17 protein-coding genes are annotated in these 14,911 nt (G+C 72.2%); 6 read left to right on the top strand and 11 right to left on the bottom strand.

The annotated features are described in order from the left end of the window. Positions 1-92 precede the first annotated feature (92 nt). Together ABZU46_RS00815 and ABZU46_RS00810 are read right to left on the bottom strand one after the other, a co-directional pair. Positions 93-281 carry a DUF397 domain-containing protein gene (locus ABZU46_RS00815; protein ID WP_139587116.1) on the bottom strand — a complete coding sequence of 63 codons (189 nt, stop codon included), beginning with the start codon at positions 279-281 and terminating at the stop codon, positions 93-95. After that, positions 272-1,078 carry a helix-turn-helix transcriptional regulator gene (locus tag ABZU46_RS00810; protein WP_354853790.1) on the bottom strand — a complete coding sequence of 269 codons (807 nt, stop codon included), beginning with the start codon at positions 1,076-1,078 and terminating at the stop codon, positions 272-274. The genes ABZU46_RS00815 and ABZU46_RS00810 overlap by 10 nt, the downstream gene beginning before the upstream one ends. A 135-nt stretch (positions 1,079-1,213) precedes the next feature. Here ABZU46_RS00810 and ABZU46_RS00805 point away from each other — a divergent pair, with 135 nt between their 5' ends. Continuing rightward, positions 1,214-2,089 (top strand): alpha/beta hydrolase, encoded by an 876-nt coding sequence (locus tag ABZU46_RS00805; protein WP_354853787.1) that lies wholly within the window; start codon positions 1,214-1,216, stop codon positions 2,087-2,089. 47 nt (positions 2,090-2,136) lie between these two features. On the opposite strand, the gene ABZU46_RS00800 is transcribed toward ABZU46_RS00805, so the two are convergent. Beyond that, a complete protein-coding gene (locus ABZU46_RS00800; RefSeq protein ID WP_354853784.1) occupies positions 2,137-2,691 on the bottom strand; it encodes a carboxymuconolactone decarboxylase family protein in 555 nt (184 codons plus the stop codon). A gap of 74 nt (positions 2,692-2,765) precedes the next feature. On the opposite strand from ABZU46_RS00800, the gene ABZU46_RS00795 reads away from it, so the two are divergent. The 3 genes from ABZU46_RS00795 to ABZU46_RS00785 all read left to right on the top strand — a co-directional run bounded on the left by ABZU46_RS00795 (position 2,766) and on the right by ABZU46_RS00785 (position 5,091). After that, entirely contained in the window at positions 2,766-3,242 is a 477-nt protein-coding gene (locus ABZU46_RS00795) for a MarR family winged helix-turn-helix transcriptional regulator (protein ID WP_139587112.1), read from the top strand. 134 nt (positions 3,243-3,376) lie between these two features. After that, complete coding sequence (locus ABZU46_RS00790; RefSeq protein WP_354853781.1) at positions 3,377-3,625, top strand: hypothetical protein; 249 nt, start codon at positions 3,377-3,379, stop codon at positions 3,623-3,625. A 104-nt stretch (positions 3,626-3,729) separates the two neighbouring features. Continuing rightward, on the top strand, positions 3,730-5,091 hold the full coding sequence (locus ABZU46_RS00785) for a hypothetical protein (RefSeq protein WP_354853778.1): 1,362 nt from the start codon (positions 3,730-3,732) through the stop codon (positions 5,089-5,091). A 70-nt stretch (positions 5,092-5,161) separates the two neighbouring features. Here ABZU46_RS00785 and ccsB read toward each other — a convergent pair whose 3' ends face one another. The 6 genes from ccsB to hemL are packed head-to-tail and all read right to left on the bottom strand — an operon-like array spanning position 5,162 to position 11,181. Beyond that, positions 5,162-6,139 carry a c-type cytochrome biogenesis protein CcsB gene (gene ccsB / locus ABZU46_RS00780; protein ID WP_354853776.1) on the bottom strand — a complete coding sequence of 326 codons (978 nt, stop codon included), beginning with the start codon at positions 6,137-6,139 and terminating at the stop codon, positions 5,162-5,164. After that, positions 6,139-7,794: a cytochrome c biogenesis protein ResB gene (locus ABZU46_RS00775; protein WP_354853774.1), complete on the bottom strand. Its 1,656-nt coding sequence runs from the start codon at positions 7,792-7,794 to the stop codon at positions 6,139-6,141. Before ABZU46_RS00775 ends, ccsB begins: the two co-directional genes overlap by 1 nt. Further along, a complete protein-coding gene (locus ABZU46_RS00770) occupies positions 7,794-8,621 on the bottom strand; it encodes a cytochrome c biogenesis protein CcdA (protein ID WP_354853772.1) in 828 nt (275 codons plus the stop codon). The genes ABZU46_RS00775 and ABZU46_RS00770 overlap by 1 nt, the downstream gene beginning before the upstream one ends. Next, positions 8,621-9,190 (bottom strand): TlpA disulfide reductase family protein, encoded by a 570-nt coding sequence (locus tag ABZU46_RS00765; protein ID WP_354853769.1) that lies wholly within the window; start codon positions 9,188-9,190, stop codon positions 8,621-8,623. The genes ABZU46_RS00770 and ABZU46_RS00765 overlap by 1 nt, the downstream gene beginning before the upstream one ends. Continuing rightward, a complete protein-coding gene (locus ABZU46_RS00760) occupies positions 9,190-9,837 on the bottom strand; it encodes a histidine phosphatase family protein (protein ID WP_354853767.1) in 648 nt (215 codons plus the stop codon). The genes ABZU46_RS00765 and ABZU46_RS00760 overlap by 1 nt, the downstream gene beginning before the upstream one ends. Before the next feature lie 3 nt (positions 9,838-9,840). Further along, positions 9,841-11,181, bottom strand: coding sequence for a glutamate-1-semialdehyde 2,1-aminomutase (gene hemL, locus ABZU46_RS00755; RefSeq protein WP_354853764.1), 1,341 nt, complete (start codon positions 11,179-11,181; stop codon positions 9,841-9,843). Between the two features lie 165 nt (positions 11,182-11,346). On the opposite strand from hemL, the gene ABZU46_RS00750 reads away from it, so the two are divergent. Next, positions 11,347-11,682, top strand: a complete 336-nt coding sequence (locus ABZU46_RS00750; RefSeq protein ID WP_272614785.1) for an STAS domain-containing protein — start codon at positions 11,347-11,349, stop codon at positions 11,680-11,682. Between the two features lie 123 nt (positions 11,683-11,805). Here the strand turns inward: ABZU46_RS00750 and ABZU46_RS00745 are convergent, their stop codons facing one another. Then, on the bottom strand, positions 11,806-13,419 hold the full coding sequence (locus tag ABZU46_RS00745; RefSeq protein WP_354853761.1) for an ABC transporter permease: 1,614 nt from the start codon (positions 13,417-13,419) through the stop codon (positions 11,806-11,808). After that, positions 13,416-14,312, bottom strand: a complete 897-nt coding sequence (locus ABZU46_RS00740) for an ABC transporter ATP-binding protein (RefSeq protein ID WP_354853758.1) — start codon at positions 14,310-14,312, stop codon at positions 13,416-13,418. Before ABZU46_RS00740 ends, ABZU46_RS00745 begins: the two co-directional genes overlap by 4 nt. A 92-nt stretch (positions 14,313-14,404) precedes the next feature. On the opposite strand from ABZU46_RS00740, the gene ABZU46_RS00735 reads away from it, so the two are divergent. Next, a complete protein-coding gene (locus ABZU46_RS00735; RefSeq protein WP_354853755.1) occupies positions 14,405-14,902 on the top strand; it encodes a helix-turn-helix domain-containing protein in 498 nt (165 codons plus the stop codon). The last annotated feature ends 9 nt before the right edge of the window (positions 14,903-14,911 follow it).

The raw sequence follows: 14,911 nt of genomic DNA, 5'->3' as shown, positions 1-14,911 counted from the left end.
TCCGGCGGGCGCGGCGCGGCCACCGGGGCAGGCCGGCGCGGGCCACCGCCCAGTGACAGCTCCTGGACCGGCGGCGCGGTCGTTCGGCGCGGTCAGTCGGTGCGGGCCAGCTCGACGAAGGCGCGCCACGCGGCCGGGCTGAAGGTCAGCACGCCGCCGTCGCGGTCCTTGGAATCGCGGACGTGCACCCGGCCGGGCAGGTTGTCGGCGACCTCGACGCAGGCGCCGGCGTCGTTGCCGCTCCGGGTGGACTTGTGCCAGCGGGCTCCGGTCAGATCCATGGCTTCACGATCTCCTCGAGCAGGTCGATGGACTGCTGCCGGGGCAGCGCGTCACTGCGCAGACTCTCCCACCTTCCGAGCAGGGTCGCCACCTCGTTGTTCTCGTCGACGGCGGTGCCGCCGGTCTGGTTGTCGAGGAAGCCGAGCCAACTGCCGTCGGCGGTGCGACCGAGGATGAACGGCCCGAACAGGCCGGCGTGCAGCCCGACCGCCTGCGGCAGCACGTGCACCCGGATGTGCGGCCGACGGGCGCACGCCACCAGGTGCCGGAGCTGATCGGCCAACACCCCGGCGCAGCCCTCGGCGAAGCGCTGCAACGCGGCCTCGTCGATCACGGCGGTGAGCTGCGGCGGATGCTCCCGGTCGAGGATCACCTGCCGCTCCAGCCGGGCGGCCACCAACTCCTCCACCCGCTCGGCGGTGAGCCCCAGGTCGAGCCGGAACACCGCGCGGGCGTAGTCGGCGGTCTGCAAGAGGCCGGGGATCATCGTCGCGCCGAAGCAGCGCAACTGGGTGGCGACCCGCTCGACCTCCAACCAGGGCCGGAACCAGACCGGCTCACCGTCTCGCCGGCCCAGCTCGCGCAGCGAGACCAGCAGCCCACCGGTGTCGAGCACCTCGTCGGCCCGGGTCAGGTACGCCAGGTTGGGCACGGTCTGGCCCAACTCGACCGCCGACACCATGGAGGGCGAGTAGTGCGCCCGCTTGCCGTACTCCTCCTGACTCATGCCGGCCGCGAGCCGCGACCGGCGGAGCTGGTCCCGGATCATCGCCACCGTCGACACCACTGGGGCCATTCGCCCGCCTCCCGCCGTGAATGAAGGACCACATCGATCCGCCTGCCGCAAGGTAGCGAACTCGCGACCCTGAGTCAGCATCCAACGGCCATATCGGGGTATCGCGAGTCTCAAAGCGGGCGGACGGAGGCAGCGATGGGGGCGGAGCGGATGCCGGCGGGGTTCACTGAGCAACAGGCGCGGATCGGCGAGATCACCCTGAACTACGTCCGGGGCGGCAGCGGCCCGCCACTGGTGCTGCTGCACGGCTATCCGCAGTGTTCGCACATGTGGCGGCACCTGCTGCCCGAGCTGGGACGCTCCTACGACGTGGTCGCGCCCGACCTGCGCGGCTTCGGGGACAGCGACGCCCCCGCCGGCGGGTACGACAAGAAGACGGTGGCCGCTGACCTGCACGGACTGCTCGACCAGCTCGGCCTGACCGCCGACCTGCGAGTGGTCGGGCACGACCTGGGAACGATGGTGGCGTACGCGTACGCCGCCGCCCATCCGGAGCGGGTGAGCCGGCTGGCGCTCACCGAGGCGCCGATTCCCGACGAGAGCATCTACACGTTCCCCGCGCTCACCGCGGCCGGGCCGGGGGTGTGGAACTTCGGCTTCTTCTCGATCGGCAACGGGCTCGCGGAGGAGCTGGTCCGCGGGCGGGAGTCGCTCTGGGTGGACCGGTTCACCGATGCCCTGATGGTGCGCAAGAGCAGCATCGCCGCTCCCGACATCGAGGAGTACGCCCGCCACCTGCGCGACCCGGCGCACCTGCGAGCCAGCTTCGCCTACTTCCGGGCGTTCGATCAGGACATCGTCGACAACGCGGCGTACCGGGCCACGAAGCTGACGATGCCGGTGCTGGCCGTCGGCGCGTCGGCCAGCCTCGGTGGACAGGTCGCCGAGCAGGTCCGCCGGTACGCCGACACGGTCCGCGGCGAAGTGATCGACGACTGCGGACACTGGCTGTACGAGGAACGCCCGGACGAGATGCTGGCCCTGCTGCGCGACTTCCTCGGTGCGGGCTGAGGGCCGCAGCCGCTGGTCAGCCCTGCGGGCGGCGGGCGATGCGGCGGTCAGGCGGCGGGCGCCCAGGCGTGGGCGGCCAGCGGCGGGTCGAGCGGCGCGCGGGTGAGCCGGTTGGCGAAGGCGGACATCGTGTACGCCCCGACGCCGAGCACCACCTCCAGCGCCTGCCGGGGCTGGTAGCCGGCCGCCAGGAAGGCTTCCAACTCCTCGTCGGGCACCGCGCCCCGGTGCTTGAGCACGGCCAGCGTGAACTGGCGCAGCGCCTCCAGTCGCGGCTCGGGCAGCTCCGTGCCGCCGCGCAACGCGGTGATCAGCGCGGTGCTCGCGCCGATCTCGGTGAGCTTGCCGGTGTGCAGGGCCACGCAGACGTGGCATTCGTGCGAGGTGGAGACGGTCAGGATGACCACCTCCCGCTCCACCGGCGCGAGGCTGGTCTGTTCGAAGCCCGCGCTGGCGGTGAGGAAGCCGCTGAGCAGCTGTGGCGACTCGGCCATCAGCGCCACCGGGGTGGGCAGCCAGCCGAACCGGCCGCGTACGCCCTCGACGGTCCGGCGGGCGGCGGTGGGTGCGGTCTCGGCGGTGTGGACGGGAAAGACGGACATGGTTACCTGCTTCCACGGCGTACGCCGTAATATGGTCAACGTGGTTGACGAAATAGTAAACGTGGTTGTCGAACATGGCAACCGCTGATCCCGCCCGGCCCGGCTTCCAACTCCCGCTGTTGCTGCTGGCCGGCTTCCGCACCCTGATCGACGACCTGCACGCCGAACTGGCCCGGCAGGGGCATCCCGAGCTGCGCCCGTTGCACGGCTTCGTGTTGCAGGCCGTCGGGGTGCACGGCACCACCGCCACCGAGCTGGGCCAACGACTGGGCATCTCCAAGCAGGCGGCCGGCAAGACGGTCGACCGGCTGGTCGCCGTCGGCTACCTGGAACGGGTCGACGATCCGTCCGACGCCCGCCGCCGGCTGGTCCGGGTGACGGAACACGGCGCCGACGGGCTACGCCGCTCGGCGGAGACCTTCGACCGGCTGCGCGAGCAGTGGGCCGAGGCCCTGGGCGAGGAACGCGTCGCCGCCCTGGAGGACGACCTGCGCACGATGGCCTCGGCTAACTGGTTCCGCCTCGACGTGCCGGGCTGGTTCGGCGGCTGACCCTGCTCCACACCGGATCGCCGACGTGGTGCCCTGCGGGGCGCAGGACGCCACCCCATCGGCGTGGGTCAAGCCCTGCGGACACATCTCACCGGTCCTGGCCGAACGGCCGGACCCCGGCGCAGGCTGGGGGCATGTCGGACGCGTACGTCGACGGCGACCCGGACGGGTTGTCGCCGCTGCTGGTCGAGCTGCGCGACACCATCGCCCGGGAGCTGCACGCGCAGGTGGCGCTGCGGGGCGAGCGGATCGGGCTGGCCGACCTGCCCGAGGTGTCCTATCAGGTCACCATCCAGGTCGAGCGGGCGTTGCGCCGCTGGCGACCCGGGCCGCCGCCACGCGGCGAGGCCCGTTCCGACGGTATTCAGGCTCCGATCGACTGATCGAGAACTGTCACAGGCGATCTCTAGGATCAGGGGTGCCGGTCGGGTCGGGTCGCAGCAGCCCCGGCTTCTACCGACCGGCTCATCCCTCACCAAGGAGATCGATGAGATCTGTGCACGTTACGCGTGGCAGGCTCCTGCGCGGTCTGAGCGCGCTGGTCGTGGCCACCACGGCGGTCGGCGTGGTGGCCGGTCCCGCTGCGGCCGCTGACGACCCCGGTTGGGTCAGCGGCTGGCTGGGGGACCTGACGGTCGGCGGCCCCGGTGCTCCCGCCCGGACGGTGCCGCTCACCCTGACCAGCACCGGGGCCACCCAGCCCCGGGTGACCATCGACCTGGCCGGCCTGGCCGGCGTGGCCACCGCCAGCTTCCCCGACTGGTGCGTCACCGAGGCCACCTCGGTCACCTGCCCGATGCCACCGAACGCCGTCGACGACTTCGGCACGCTCACCGGAACCGTGCCGGTGGTGTTCCGGGCCGCTCCCGGTGCCGCCGACGGCGTGACCGGCACGCTCGACTACACGGCGTTCGGCGAGCAGACCGAGGCGTACACCCAGCAGGCGACGATCACCGTGCGGTCCGGGCCCGACCTGCTCGACATGGTCGACGAGTACGTCTCCGGCGTCGAGGTGGGCGACACGCGCCCCGTCCCGGTGGCCGTGGTCAACGCCGGTGACCAGCCGACCGTGGACCTGCGGCTCACCATGCGCTTCCCGGTGGGCCTGGTCCCGGCGAGCTACCGCAACTGCCGGTACGGCACCGACCAGGTGCTCGCCACCGTGGCCGTCTGCACCGTGCGCGGCACCTTCGCGCCCGGCCAGCGGCACGAGCTGCGCGGCGGGCTCGCCACCACGGTCGGCCCGGCCACCCTCGGCGACAAGCGGATCACGCAGATCGTGGAGCCGCTGGCCAGCGCCGGGCCGCTGCCCAGTGGTGTGAAACTCGCGCGCCGCGAGGCCGACCAGGCACTGCGGCTGCGCGCGGTCGGGCGGCCGCTCGGCGTGATCCCGGTCGAGGTGACCGGCGCTGGCGGGCAGACCTACCTGCGAAACGTCCAGGGCGCCTTCGACATCGTCGCCGAGGGCGCAACCGTCACCGGGGCCGTCGGTGACACCGTCCGGGTCACGGTGGGCCTCCGCAACGAGGGCCCCGGTGTCCCGGACGCCACCAACTCCGGTGACGGCGTCGGCGCCTTCCTCTTCGTGCCGCCGGCCGGCACCACAGTGCTCGCCAACCCGTCGGGCTGCTGGCTCAACGGCGACGATGAGACCGCCGGAGACGCCCCGACGACCTGGTACTGCAACGGGCCGGGGGCCGTGTTCCCGGCCGGGACGAGCCACACGGTCACCTTCGACCTGCGCATCGACAGCCTCACCGGAGCCGCCGGCGAGGTGCAGCCGTACGGCCGCTACCCCCGGGTTGACGACGACCCGAGCAACGACATCGCCCCGGTGACCGTGAGCTGACCAGGGCAACGACAGACGGCGGGCCGGTCACGGACGATTCCGTGGCCGGCCCGCGCGTCGTCGACCAGGGTCAGTTCAGCCCGCCGTACGAGTGCAGGCCGGTGAAGAAGATGTTCACGCCGAACAGGTTCATCAGCATGGTGAGGAAGCCGATCACCGCGATCCAGGTGGCCACGTTGCGCTTCACGCTGGGCGTGGCGCGAGCGTGCAGGTAGCCGGCGTAGACGACCCAGGAGATGAACGCCCAGGTCTCCTTCGGGTCCCAGCCCCACGGCCGGCCCCAGGCCGCCTCGGCCCAGATCGCGCCGGCGATGACCGCGAACGTGAAGATCGGGAACGCGAACGCGTGCAGCGCGAAGGTCAGCCGCTCCAGGCTGACCGCGCCCGGCAGCCGCTTCGCGAGGGTGTACGGGAAGCTCCGCTTGCCCTGCTCGTACCCGTTGCGCATCAGGAAGCCGACCGCCGGCACCGCGCCGAGCAGGAAGATACCGGACGCGAAGACGATTGTCGAGACGTGGATGACGAACCAGTACGAGTTCAGGGCTGGCACCAGCGGCACGATCGGCACGTACAGGACCAGCTCGGCGGTGGCCACCAGCAGCACCATCACCAGGGTCAGGAACAGCCCGAGCTTGCGCAACGCCGGGCGCTTCCAGAGCACCACGAGCCAGGCCGCGACCCCGATGAACGTCACCGTGAGCACGAACTCGTACATGTTGCCCCAGGGCATCCGGTCGGCGGCCAGACCTCGCGTGACCAGCGCCGCGAGGTGCAGCACGGCGGCCAACGCGGTGGCACCCACCGCGACCAGGCCGGCGATCCGGGCCCGACGCGACGCGCCGTCGACCGTCGGCGGGACCGGCGCGGGCGGCTCCGGGATGACGCCACCGCCACCACCGACCCCCGCCCCCACCAGCTCGCGGGCGGGCGACGCCACGGCGACCCGGGTGCGCGCGTTGCCCAGCGCGTACTCGACGGCGTGACTGATCATCGCGATCAGGTACGTCAGGATCGCGAAGGTCACCAGATTGTCGGAGAGCGCGGACATCACTCGGTCCCTTCTCGCACACCGGCCCGGTCGCTGGAGTCAGCGTCGGTGCCGGCCCGCTCGGCAGCCCCGTCGGCACCGCTCACGGCGGTGACGAGCTGGGCGAACTCGTCGGCGAACCCTGGATAGTCGGTGCGCGGCAACCCACCGGCCTCCATCAAGCTACTACCGCCCGTCGGAGATCCATCCGCCGGGTCGGCCGGTGCCACCCGGAAGAACACCCGGCGGCGCCTACCGAAAAGCGAGCCCATCAGCCCGACCAGCAGGGCGCCACAGCTCACCAGCAGCGGCGTCGAGCCGGGGTCGTGCCGGACGGAGAGCGTCACGTACCGCTCGGTGCCCAGGAACTCGACGGTCGTGCCGTCGTCAAGCGTCCACTTCTCGCCCTTGCGGAGCAGCTTGCTGCCGATCTCCTTGACCTTGCCGTTGCGCACCTGCCGCTGGTCGAGCTGGTAGACCGAGCCGGGGATGCCGGCGTCCAGGCCGAGGTTGCCCCGGTAGGCGACCAGGTTCAGCGCCGGGTTGCGCTCGGTCGGGTACTCGGAGCGGACGAACGGGGCCTGCTGCGGCGCGGTGGGCAGGTAGATGCCGGTGAACGCCATCTGCTCACCCGGTGTCCGCTTGCCGGTGGCCGGGTCGACGTTCGCGTCCGGGAAGGCCGCCAGCCCCTCGCTGGTCAGGCCCATGTCGCCGGTGGTCAGGAACGGCTCGTCACTGACCTGGCTGTTGCCGAACCGGTCGGTGTAGCGGATCACCGGGGCGTACCCGTGGCCGAGCAGGTAGACGCTCGCGTCGGCGAGTCGCAGCGGTGAGTTCACCGAGAAGTCCGCGCTGCGGGTCGGCTCGTCCGGGCCGTCGACGGTCACCCGGGCGTTGAAGAACTCCGGCTGGCCGGACGGCAGGAACCGGGCCTGGAAGTCGTCCAGCCGCAGGCAGAAGCGGGGCAGGTCCGCGCTGTCGACGCGGGGGCCGAGCTTGGCCTCGGCGTACTGCTGGCGGGTGTTGCAGAACGCGTTGTCGGCGCCCGCCACGAGCAGGCGGTTGCCGCTCCAGCCGTACCACGAGCCGAGCGCGACACCGATCAGCACCGCGATCAGCGAGGTGTGGAACAGCAGGTTGCCGGTCTCCTTGAGGTAGCCCTTCTCGGCGGAGACCTCGTCGCCGCGGACCTCGACCCGCCAGCGTCGCTTGCGCAGCACCTCGGCGACGGCGGCCGCGCCACCGGCCGGGGCGGGCAGTACGGCGTGCTGCGGCAGCCGCGCCAGCTGCTTCGGCGCGGCCGGTGGCCGGGACCGCAGCGCCCGGACGTGGTCGCGCAGCCGGGGCGTGATGCAGCCGATCAGCGACGTGAACAGCAGCAGGTAGATCGCGGAGAACCAGACCGAACCGAAGACCTCGAACGCGCCGATCCGGTCCAGTCGGGGGGCCCAGTCCGGGTGGTCGGTGAAGTACTGGTTGACCTTCTCCGGGCTGATCCCCCGCTGCGGCAGCACCGAACCGGGGATCGCGGCGATGGCCAGCAGGAAGAGCAGGATCAGCGCCGTACGCATGCTGGTGAGCTGCCGCCACGAGTTGCGCAGCAGGGCCAGCAGCCGATTGGGCCGGCGCCGGGGCGCCGGAGCCACGGTCTCCGGTCGGTCGTCGACGACCGTCATCAGATGCTCACCTCGCCCACCCCGACGGTGGTCTGCAACCAGATCACGAAGCTCTGCCATCCGCCGGTGACCAGCGCCAGGCCGATCAGGATGAGCAGGGCGCCGCCGACCCGGGTGACCCAGCGGCTGTTGCGCCGGATGGCGCGGAAGACCCCGAGCAGGCGCTGGAAGCCCAGCCCGAAGACGACGAACGGTATCCCCAACCCGAGGCAGTACGCCACGGCGAGCACCACGGCGCGGTCGCTCTGACCGCTGCTGGCGGCCATGCCCATCACCGCGCCGAGGGTCGGACCGGTGCACGGCACCCAACTGAGCGCGAAGACCGCGCCGAACACGGGTGCGCCGAGCAGGCCGGCCGACGGCAGCCGGGAGATCCGGAACTCACGTTGCAGGGCGGGAATCATGCCGAGGTAGCCCAGGCCGAGCACGATGATCAGCGCGCCGATGCCGATCTGCAGTTCGCGCTTGTAGTCGAAGAAGACCCGACCGATGCCGGCGAACAGGATCGCGGTGGCGACGAAGACGACAGTGAAGCCGGCGATGAAGAGCAGGGTGCCGGCGAGCACCCGCCCCTTGACCGCCGCCGACGGTGCCGTCCGCTCCCGGACCGCGACACCCCCGCCGGTGGTCTCGGCGGGCGCGGGGGCCGTCGCCGGGCGGCGGCCCTCCAGGTCGGCGCCGGCCAGACCGGTGACGTACGACAGGTAGCCGGGGACCAGCGGGAGCACGCACGGGGAGAGGAAGCTGACCAGGCCGGCGAGCGCCGCCGCGCCGATGGCGAGCACCAGCGGCCCGCTCTGGGCCAACTCCTTGAAGGTCTCACCCATCAGTTCGGCGCCGGCTTCTCGGCCGCGACCCGCTCGACGATCGGTTGCAGGCCCTCCTGCTTGACGGCGGCGCGGATCACCACCGCGACCCTGCCCTCCCGGTCGAGCACCACGGTCGCCGGGACGGTGTTCGGCGGGATGTCCAGGTCGAGCGCCAGACGGCTGGACGGGTCGAACAGGCTCGGATAGGTGACCCGGCCCTCCTCGAACGCCTTGGCCTTGTCCCGCTGGTCTTGCACGTTGATGCCGAGGAAGCCCACCCCGGAGCCCTTGGTGGCCTGGTAGGTGGCTTCCAGGTCGTCGGCCTCGGCGCGGCACGGCGCGCACCAGGAGCCCCAGAAGTTGACCACCACGACCTGCCCGCGGGCCGCACTCACGTCGTAGGTGCCGCCGGTGAGCAGCTCACCGGCGAGCTTCGGAGGGGCCGAACGCTGGTCCGGTGCGCACTCGATGATGCCGTCGGAGGTGGTCGAGCAGGTCTTCTCCTGCCCCTTCGACGACGTGCAGCCCACCAGCGCCACCGTGGTGACGGCGGCGAGCAGACCGGCGGTCCACCTCCGGGCGGTCATCAGGCCCCCTTGGCCGTCCGGGCTGTCGCGGAGAGGGCGATGAGGTGCGCGGCCGGCTCGCTGTAGCCGATGCCCACCACCTTCGCGCCGTCGAAGTGGAACGAGGTGAGGCTCGCCAGCCCGCACTGCCGCTTGCGCGGGTCGTGCCAGAGCCGCTTGCGCTCGACGTAGCGGCGCAGCGTCCAGATCGGGAGCTGGTGAGACACCAGCACCGCCTCGCGGCCCTCGGCGGCAACGCGGGCGGCGTGCACGGCGGCGAACATCCGCTCGGCGATCACCCGGTACGCCTCACCCCAGGACGGCGTCACCGGGTCGCGTAGCACCCACCAGTTGCGCGGGTCGCGGAACGACCGGTCACCCGGGGAGACCTTCTTGCCCTCGAACCAGTTGGCGCTCTCGATCAGCCGCTCGTCCACCCCGACCGGCAGCCCGAACTGGGCGGCGATCGGCTCGGCGGTCTGCTGGGCGCGCTCCAGCGGACTGGCCACCACGTGCACGACCTCCCGATCGGCCAGCCCCTGCGCGGCGGCCTTGGCCATCTGCACGCCCAGCTCGGACAGGCGGAAACCGGGCAGCCGCCCGTACAGGATCTGGTCGGGATTGTGCACCTCACCGTGCCGGAGCACGTGGACCACCGTCTTGCTCACCGTTTACGACCCCCCGTGACCAGCCGCCGCCGCCGCGTTCGCCGCCGTCGGCAGCGCTGCGGCGATGTGCTCCAGAGCGGCGTCGTCGAGCGCCGCCGACACGAACCACGACTCGAACGCGCTCGGCGGCAGGTAGACGCCGGCGGCGAGCATCGCGTGGAAGAACGCCTTGAACGCCGGCACCTGCTGGGTGCGGGCACTGTCGTAGTCGACGACATCGGCATCGGTGAAGAAGATCGAGAACATGCTGCCCGCGTACGACAAACGGTGCGGGACCCCGGCGGCGGCCAGCGCGTCGGACGCGAGCTTGCCCACGACGGCGGCCGTGTCGTCGAGCTTGCGATACAGCGCGTCGTCGGCCAGCCGCAGCGTGGCCAGGCCTGCGGCGCAGGCCAGCGGGTTACCGGAGAGCGTGCCGGCCTGGTAGACCGGGCCGGCCGGCGCGAGACGCGCCATGATGTCCGCGCGCCCGCCGAAGGCCGCCGCGGGCAGCCCACCACCCATGACCTTGCCGTACGTCCACAGGTCGGCGTCGGAGGCGTCGAGGCCGTGCCACCCGGCGCGGGAGACCCGGAACCCGGTCATCACCTCGTCGACCACGAGCAGCGCCCCGTGTGCGTGCGCGATCCGGGCGAGCTGCTGATTGAAGCCGTCGCGGGGGGCCACCACGCCCATGTTGCCGGCGGCGGCCTCGGTGATCACCGCGGCGATGTGCGGGCCCTCGGCGGCGAACGCCTCCTCGACGGCCCGGATGTCGTTGTACGGCAGGACGATCGTCTCGCTGGCCGCCGCGCCGGTGACGCCGGGCGAGTCGGGCAGGCCGAGCGTCGCCACGCCGGAGCCGGCGGAGGCGAGCAGCGCGTCGACATGGCCGTGGTAGCAACCGGCGAACTTGACGATCTTGGAACGGCCGGTGAAGCCGCGAGCCAGCCGGATCGCCGACATGGTGGCCTCGGTGCCGGAGTTGACCAGGCGTACCTGCTCCACCGGCGTCCGGTCGACGATCTCGGCGGCCAGCTCCACCTCACCCGGGGTGGGCGTGCCGAAGCTGGTGCCCCGGGCGGCGGCGGCCTGCACGGCCTCCACCACCTCCGGGTGGGCGTGCCCGAGGATCAGCGGACCCCAGGAGCAGACCAGGTCGACGTAGCGGCGACCGTCGGCGTCGTACAGCCACGGGCCCTCGCCACGGACCATGAAACGCGGGGTGCCGCCGACCGCCTGGAAGGCGCGCACGGGGGAGTTCACCCCGCCCGGCACGATGGCGCGGGCGCGGTCGAACAGGGCCTCGGAAGCCGGCGCGTCGGCCGGGTAACGGCCAGATCCGGCGGAAACGATGTCGGTCACGATGCCGCCATTGTGTCAGCGACGGACGGTCAACCAGCAGCCACCCCGGGCCGGGGTTACCAGGCTCACCCGCTGCCGGCACCCGTCACCAGCCCCGACACGGGCCGGGTCAGCGGCTCTCGGCCTCAACAGGCCGGGTCGGCTGGATCGCGCTAGGCTGACCGGGTGGATCGTGCCGAACTGTCCATCACGCTACACCGGACGGGCGACGAAGCAGTGCTGCGCCTGGCCGGTGAGATCGACATGCTCACGGCCGCCCAGCTCAGCACCGTCGTCAACGAGGTGCTGGCCGACCCGCCCCCGCGGATCGTGCTCGACCTCGGCGGCGTCACCTTCTGCGACTCGCAGGGCCTGGGCACGCTCGTGGTGCTCAGCCGCAAGGCCAGTCACGCGCAGAGCCTGCTGATGCTCACCCACGTCGGCGAGTTCCTGATTCGCGTCCTGGACATCACCGGCCTGCGCAGCGCCCTGATGATCCGCAACGACCAACCCACCGGCTGACCCCCACCCCACCCCCGGCCTGGGTCCCGGCTGCCTCCAGCGTTGATCATGAAGTTATTGCCAATCTCCGTCCCATTTGTCGGCAATAACTTCATGATCAACGCGGTTCCAGGGGGCCGGGGGTTACTGGGTGGGGATGTCGCGGGTTTGGAAGGTGCGTAGGGCCAGGGCCAGGAGGGCTGCCGTGATCACCGTCAGGGCCGCCAGGGGGGTGGCCGTCCAGTTGTCGCCCAGGACCTGGGGGGTGTGCGTGAACGGGGAGACGTCCAGCGCCCACTGGCTCAGCTTCAGCACCGCGCCGATCTGACCGAGCAGCAGGCAGCCGGCGAGAACGGCCCAGGCCGCCGCGGAGAACCGGGGCAGCCAGCCCACCAGCAGCGCGGCGAGCCCGGCGAGCACCCACACCGCCGGCACCTGGGCCAGCCCCGCGCCGAGCAGCCGGGGCAGCTCACCACCGACGTCGCCCACGCTGAGGCCGTACGACAGCCCGGTCGCGAGCCCCGCCACGGCCAGCACCACCACCGGGCCGAGCAGCGCGAAGAGCAGGTGCGCCGCCAGCCAGCGGGACCGGCTCACCGCCGTGGCGAGCAGCGGTTCGGCCCGCCCGGCGGTCTCCTCGGCCCGCGCCCGCAGCGCCGCCTGGATGCCGTACCCGGCGGCGGCCAGCGCGGTCAGGCTCAGCGAGCTCCCGAGGTACGCCTCGGCCAGGGCCGACGTGCCGCCCAGACGGGCCAGGATCTCGGCGAACTGCTGGTTGCCCTGCACCGCGTCGCCGGCCGCGTCCGCCGCGCCGCCCAGCACCAGACCGAGCAGCCCGAAGCCGACCGTCCAGCCGAGCAACGGGCCCCGGTGCAGTCGCCAGGCCAGCCCGAACGGGCCGGCCAGCCGCGGACCGGCGGTGGCCGGGCCGAGCCGCGGCGGCAGCACCCCCGCGCCGAGGTCCCGGCGCACCGAGACGGGGTACGCGACGAGCGCGACCACCGCGGCGAACAGCACCGGCAGCAGCAGCACCCACCAGTGGTCACCGGCGAAGGCCCGCCCCCGGGGCGCCCAGCCCAGCGGCGAGACCCAGCTCAGCCATTCGGTCTTTCCACCGGTGCCGCCGGACCCTCCGGCGTCGCCCGCCAGCCGCAGCACGAAGGCCAACCCGAGCACCCCCAGGGCGATGCCGCGCGCGCCGCCGGCGCTCTCGGTGAGCTGTGCGGCCAGACCGCCGACCGTGGCGAAGGCGACGCCGGTGAGCGCCAAGCCGGCACCGAAGAGCAGCGAACCCGCGCCGGGCAGACCCGCGGCGACCAGGCCGCCGGCGGTGAGCAGGCCGAGCAGCACATTCGCGGCGTACGTCACCAGCAGCGCCGCGGTCAGACCGGCGTACCGGCCGAGGACCGTCGCGCCGAGCAACTCCCGCCGGCCGGCCTCCTCCTCGGTGCGGGTGTGCCGCACCACCGTCAGCAGGCTGGCCAACGCGGCGAACAACATCAGCAGGCCGGCCCGCTGGACGGTGAGCGCGCCGACGCTGTCGCCGAACACCGGGCCGAGCAGCGCGACGATCGACGGGTTGCTCGCCGTGCTCGCCACGTACGCGGCCCGCTCGGCGGCGGTCGGGTACAGCTCGGCGTACGTGCCGGCGTAGCTGGCCGGCAGCACGGCCAGCAGGAGGATCCAGATCGGCAGCACGACCCGGTCCCGCCGCAGAATCAGCCGCACCAGGTGCCGGGTGCCGGTGAGGGCGGTCATGACCGCACCTGCTCGGGCTGGTAGTGCCGCAGGAACAGCTCCTCCAGCGTCGGCGGTTGGCTGGTCAGGCTGCGTACGCCGATCTCGGTGAGCCGACGCAGCGCGGCGTCCAGCGCCGCGTTCTCCACGTCGAAGCGCACCCGCTGCCCGTCCACCCGCAGGTCGTGTACCCCGCCGAGCTGACCCAGCCCGTCCACCGGTCCGGTCACTTCGGCCTCGATCGAGGTGCGTCGCAGGTGCCGAAGCTCGCTCAGGGTGCCGTTCTCCACGTCCCGCCCGTTGCGGATGATCGTCACCCGGTCACAGAGCGCCTCCACCTCGGCCAGGATGTGGCTGGAGAGCAGCACGGTGCGACCGTCGGCCTTGGCCCGGCGCACCCAGTGCTGGAAGACCTCCTCCATGAGCGGGTCCAGGCCGGAGGTCGGCTCGTCCAGGATGAGCAGTTCGACGTCCGACGCGAGGGCGGCCACCAGGCCGACCTTCTGCCGGTTGCCCTTGGAGTACGCCCGGCCCTTCTTGCGGGGGTCCAACTCGAAGGAGTCGAGCAGTTCGGCTCGGCGGCCCGGGTCGAGGCCGCCGCGCATCCGGCCGAGCAGGTCGATGACCTCGCCGCCGGAGAGGTTGGGCCAGAGCGTCACGTCGCCTGGCACGTACGCCAGCCGGCGGTGCAGGGCCACCGCGTCGCGCCACGGGTCACCGCCGAGCAGTCGGACGTCCCCCGCGTCCGTCCGCAGCAGGCCGAGCAGGGCCCGGATGGCGGTCGACTTGCCGGCGCCGTTCGGGCCGAGGAAGCCGTGCACCTCGCCGGCGCGGACGGTCAAATCGAGACCGTCCAGCGCCCGGGTCCGGCCGAAGGTCTTGACCAGGCCGGACACCTCAATCGGAGTTTCCATATCTCGGAAGCTACACTCGTTTCACAAAGTTGTGAAGACAGTGAGAGTCGGTGCACCATCGGTGCCCACGAACCGCGCAGGGAGGGACCGCCATGGCAGCCGACGACGGCCACGACCCGGTGCACCTCTTCGTCGAACGGATGGCCCTCACGTTCGCCGAGGTCGGCTTCCCACGGATGGCCGCCCGGGTGTTGTTCACCGTGATGAGCGCCGACGACCCCCTGACGGCCGCCGAGATCGGCGAGCGGCTCGGGGTCAGCGCGGCGGCGGTCAGCGGCGCGGTCCGCTATCTCACCCAGTTCGGCATGCTGATCCGCGAGCCCGTCCCCCGGTCCCGCCGCGATCGCTACCGGATGCCGGACAACCCCTGGTACGAGGGGACCATCACCAAGACCGCGATCTACAAGACGTTCATCGACGTGGCCGGCTCCGGGGTGGACGCCCTCAACGGCCCGCAGACGCCGGCCGGCGAACGGGTGGCCGAGATGCGCGACTTCTTCATCTTCGTGCAGGAGGAAATCGACTCGCTGGGCGAGCGCTGGCGGATCCGCCGGGCCCAGACCGGCCATCTGCGCCCCGGCGACGGCTGACCGGCCCGG

This window comes from Micromonospora sp. NPDC005197, assembly GCF_040608295.1.
Lineage (GTDB): Bacteria > Actinomycetota > Actinomycetes > Mycobacteriales > Micromonosporaceae > Micromonospora.
Note: the sequence above shows the minus strand (reverse complement) of the source record. Positions and strands in the feature narration are given on the sequence as shown.

Coding starts and splice junctions, on each gene's coding strand:
- ABZU46_RS00740 (WP_354853758.1), bottom strand. CDS start 14,312: ATGGAAACTCCGATTGAGGTGTCCGGCCTGGTCAAGACCTTCGGCCGG.
- ABZU46_RS00805 (WP_354853787.1), top strand. CDS start 1,214: ATGGGGGCGGAGCGGATGCCGGCGGGGTTCACTGAGCAACAGGCGCGG.
- ABZU46_RS00810 (WP_354853790.1), bottom strand. CDS start 1,078: ATGGCCCCAGTGGTGTCGACGGTGGCGATGATCCGGGACCAGCTCCGC.
- ABZU46_RS00745 (WP_354853761.1), bottom strand. CDS start 13,419: ATGACCGCCCTCACCGGCACCCGGCACCTGGTGCGGCTGATTCTGCGG.
- ccsB (WP_354853776.1), bottom strand. CDS start 6,139: ATGTCCGCGCTCTCCGACAATCTGGTGACCTTCGCGATCCTGACGTAC.
- ABZU46_RS00770 (WP_354853772.1), bottom strand. CDS start 8,621: ATGGGTGAGACCTTCAAGGAGTTGGCCCAGAGCGGGCCGCTGGTGCTC.
- ABZU46_RS00765 (WP_354853769.1), bottom strand. CDS start 9,190: ATGACCGCCCGGAGGTGGACCGCCGGTCTGCTCGCCGCCGTCACCACG.
- ABZU46_RS00815 (WP_139587116.1), bottom strand. CDS start 281: ATGGATCTGACCGGAGCCCGCTGGCACAAGTCCACCCGGAGCGGCAAC.
- ABZU46_RS00790 (WP_354853781.1), top strand. CDS start 3,377: ATGTCGGACGCGTACGTCGACGGCGACCCGGACGGGTTGTCGCCGCTG.
- ABZU46_RS00735 (WP_354853755.1), top strand. CDS start 14,405: ATGGCAGCCGACGACGGCCACGACCCGGTGCACCTCTTCGTCGAACGG.
- ABZU46_RS00775 (WP_354853774.1), bottom strand. CDS start 7,794: ATGACGGTCGTCGACGACCGACCGGAGACCGTGGCTCCGGCGCCCCGG.
- ABZU46_RS00795 (WP_139587112.1), top strand. CDS start 2,766: ATGGCAACCGCTGATCCCGCCCGGCCCGGCTTCCAACTCCCGCTGTTG.
- ABZU46_RS00800 (WP_354853784.1), bottom strand. CDS start 2,691: ATGTCCGTCTTTCCCGTCCACACCGCCGAGACCGCACCCACCGCCGCC.
- ABZU46_RS00785 (WP_354853778.1), top strand. CDS start 3,730: ATGAGATCTGTGCACGTTACGCGTGGCAGGCTCCTGCGCGGTCTGAGC.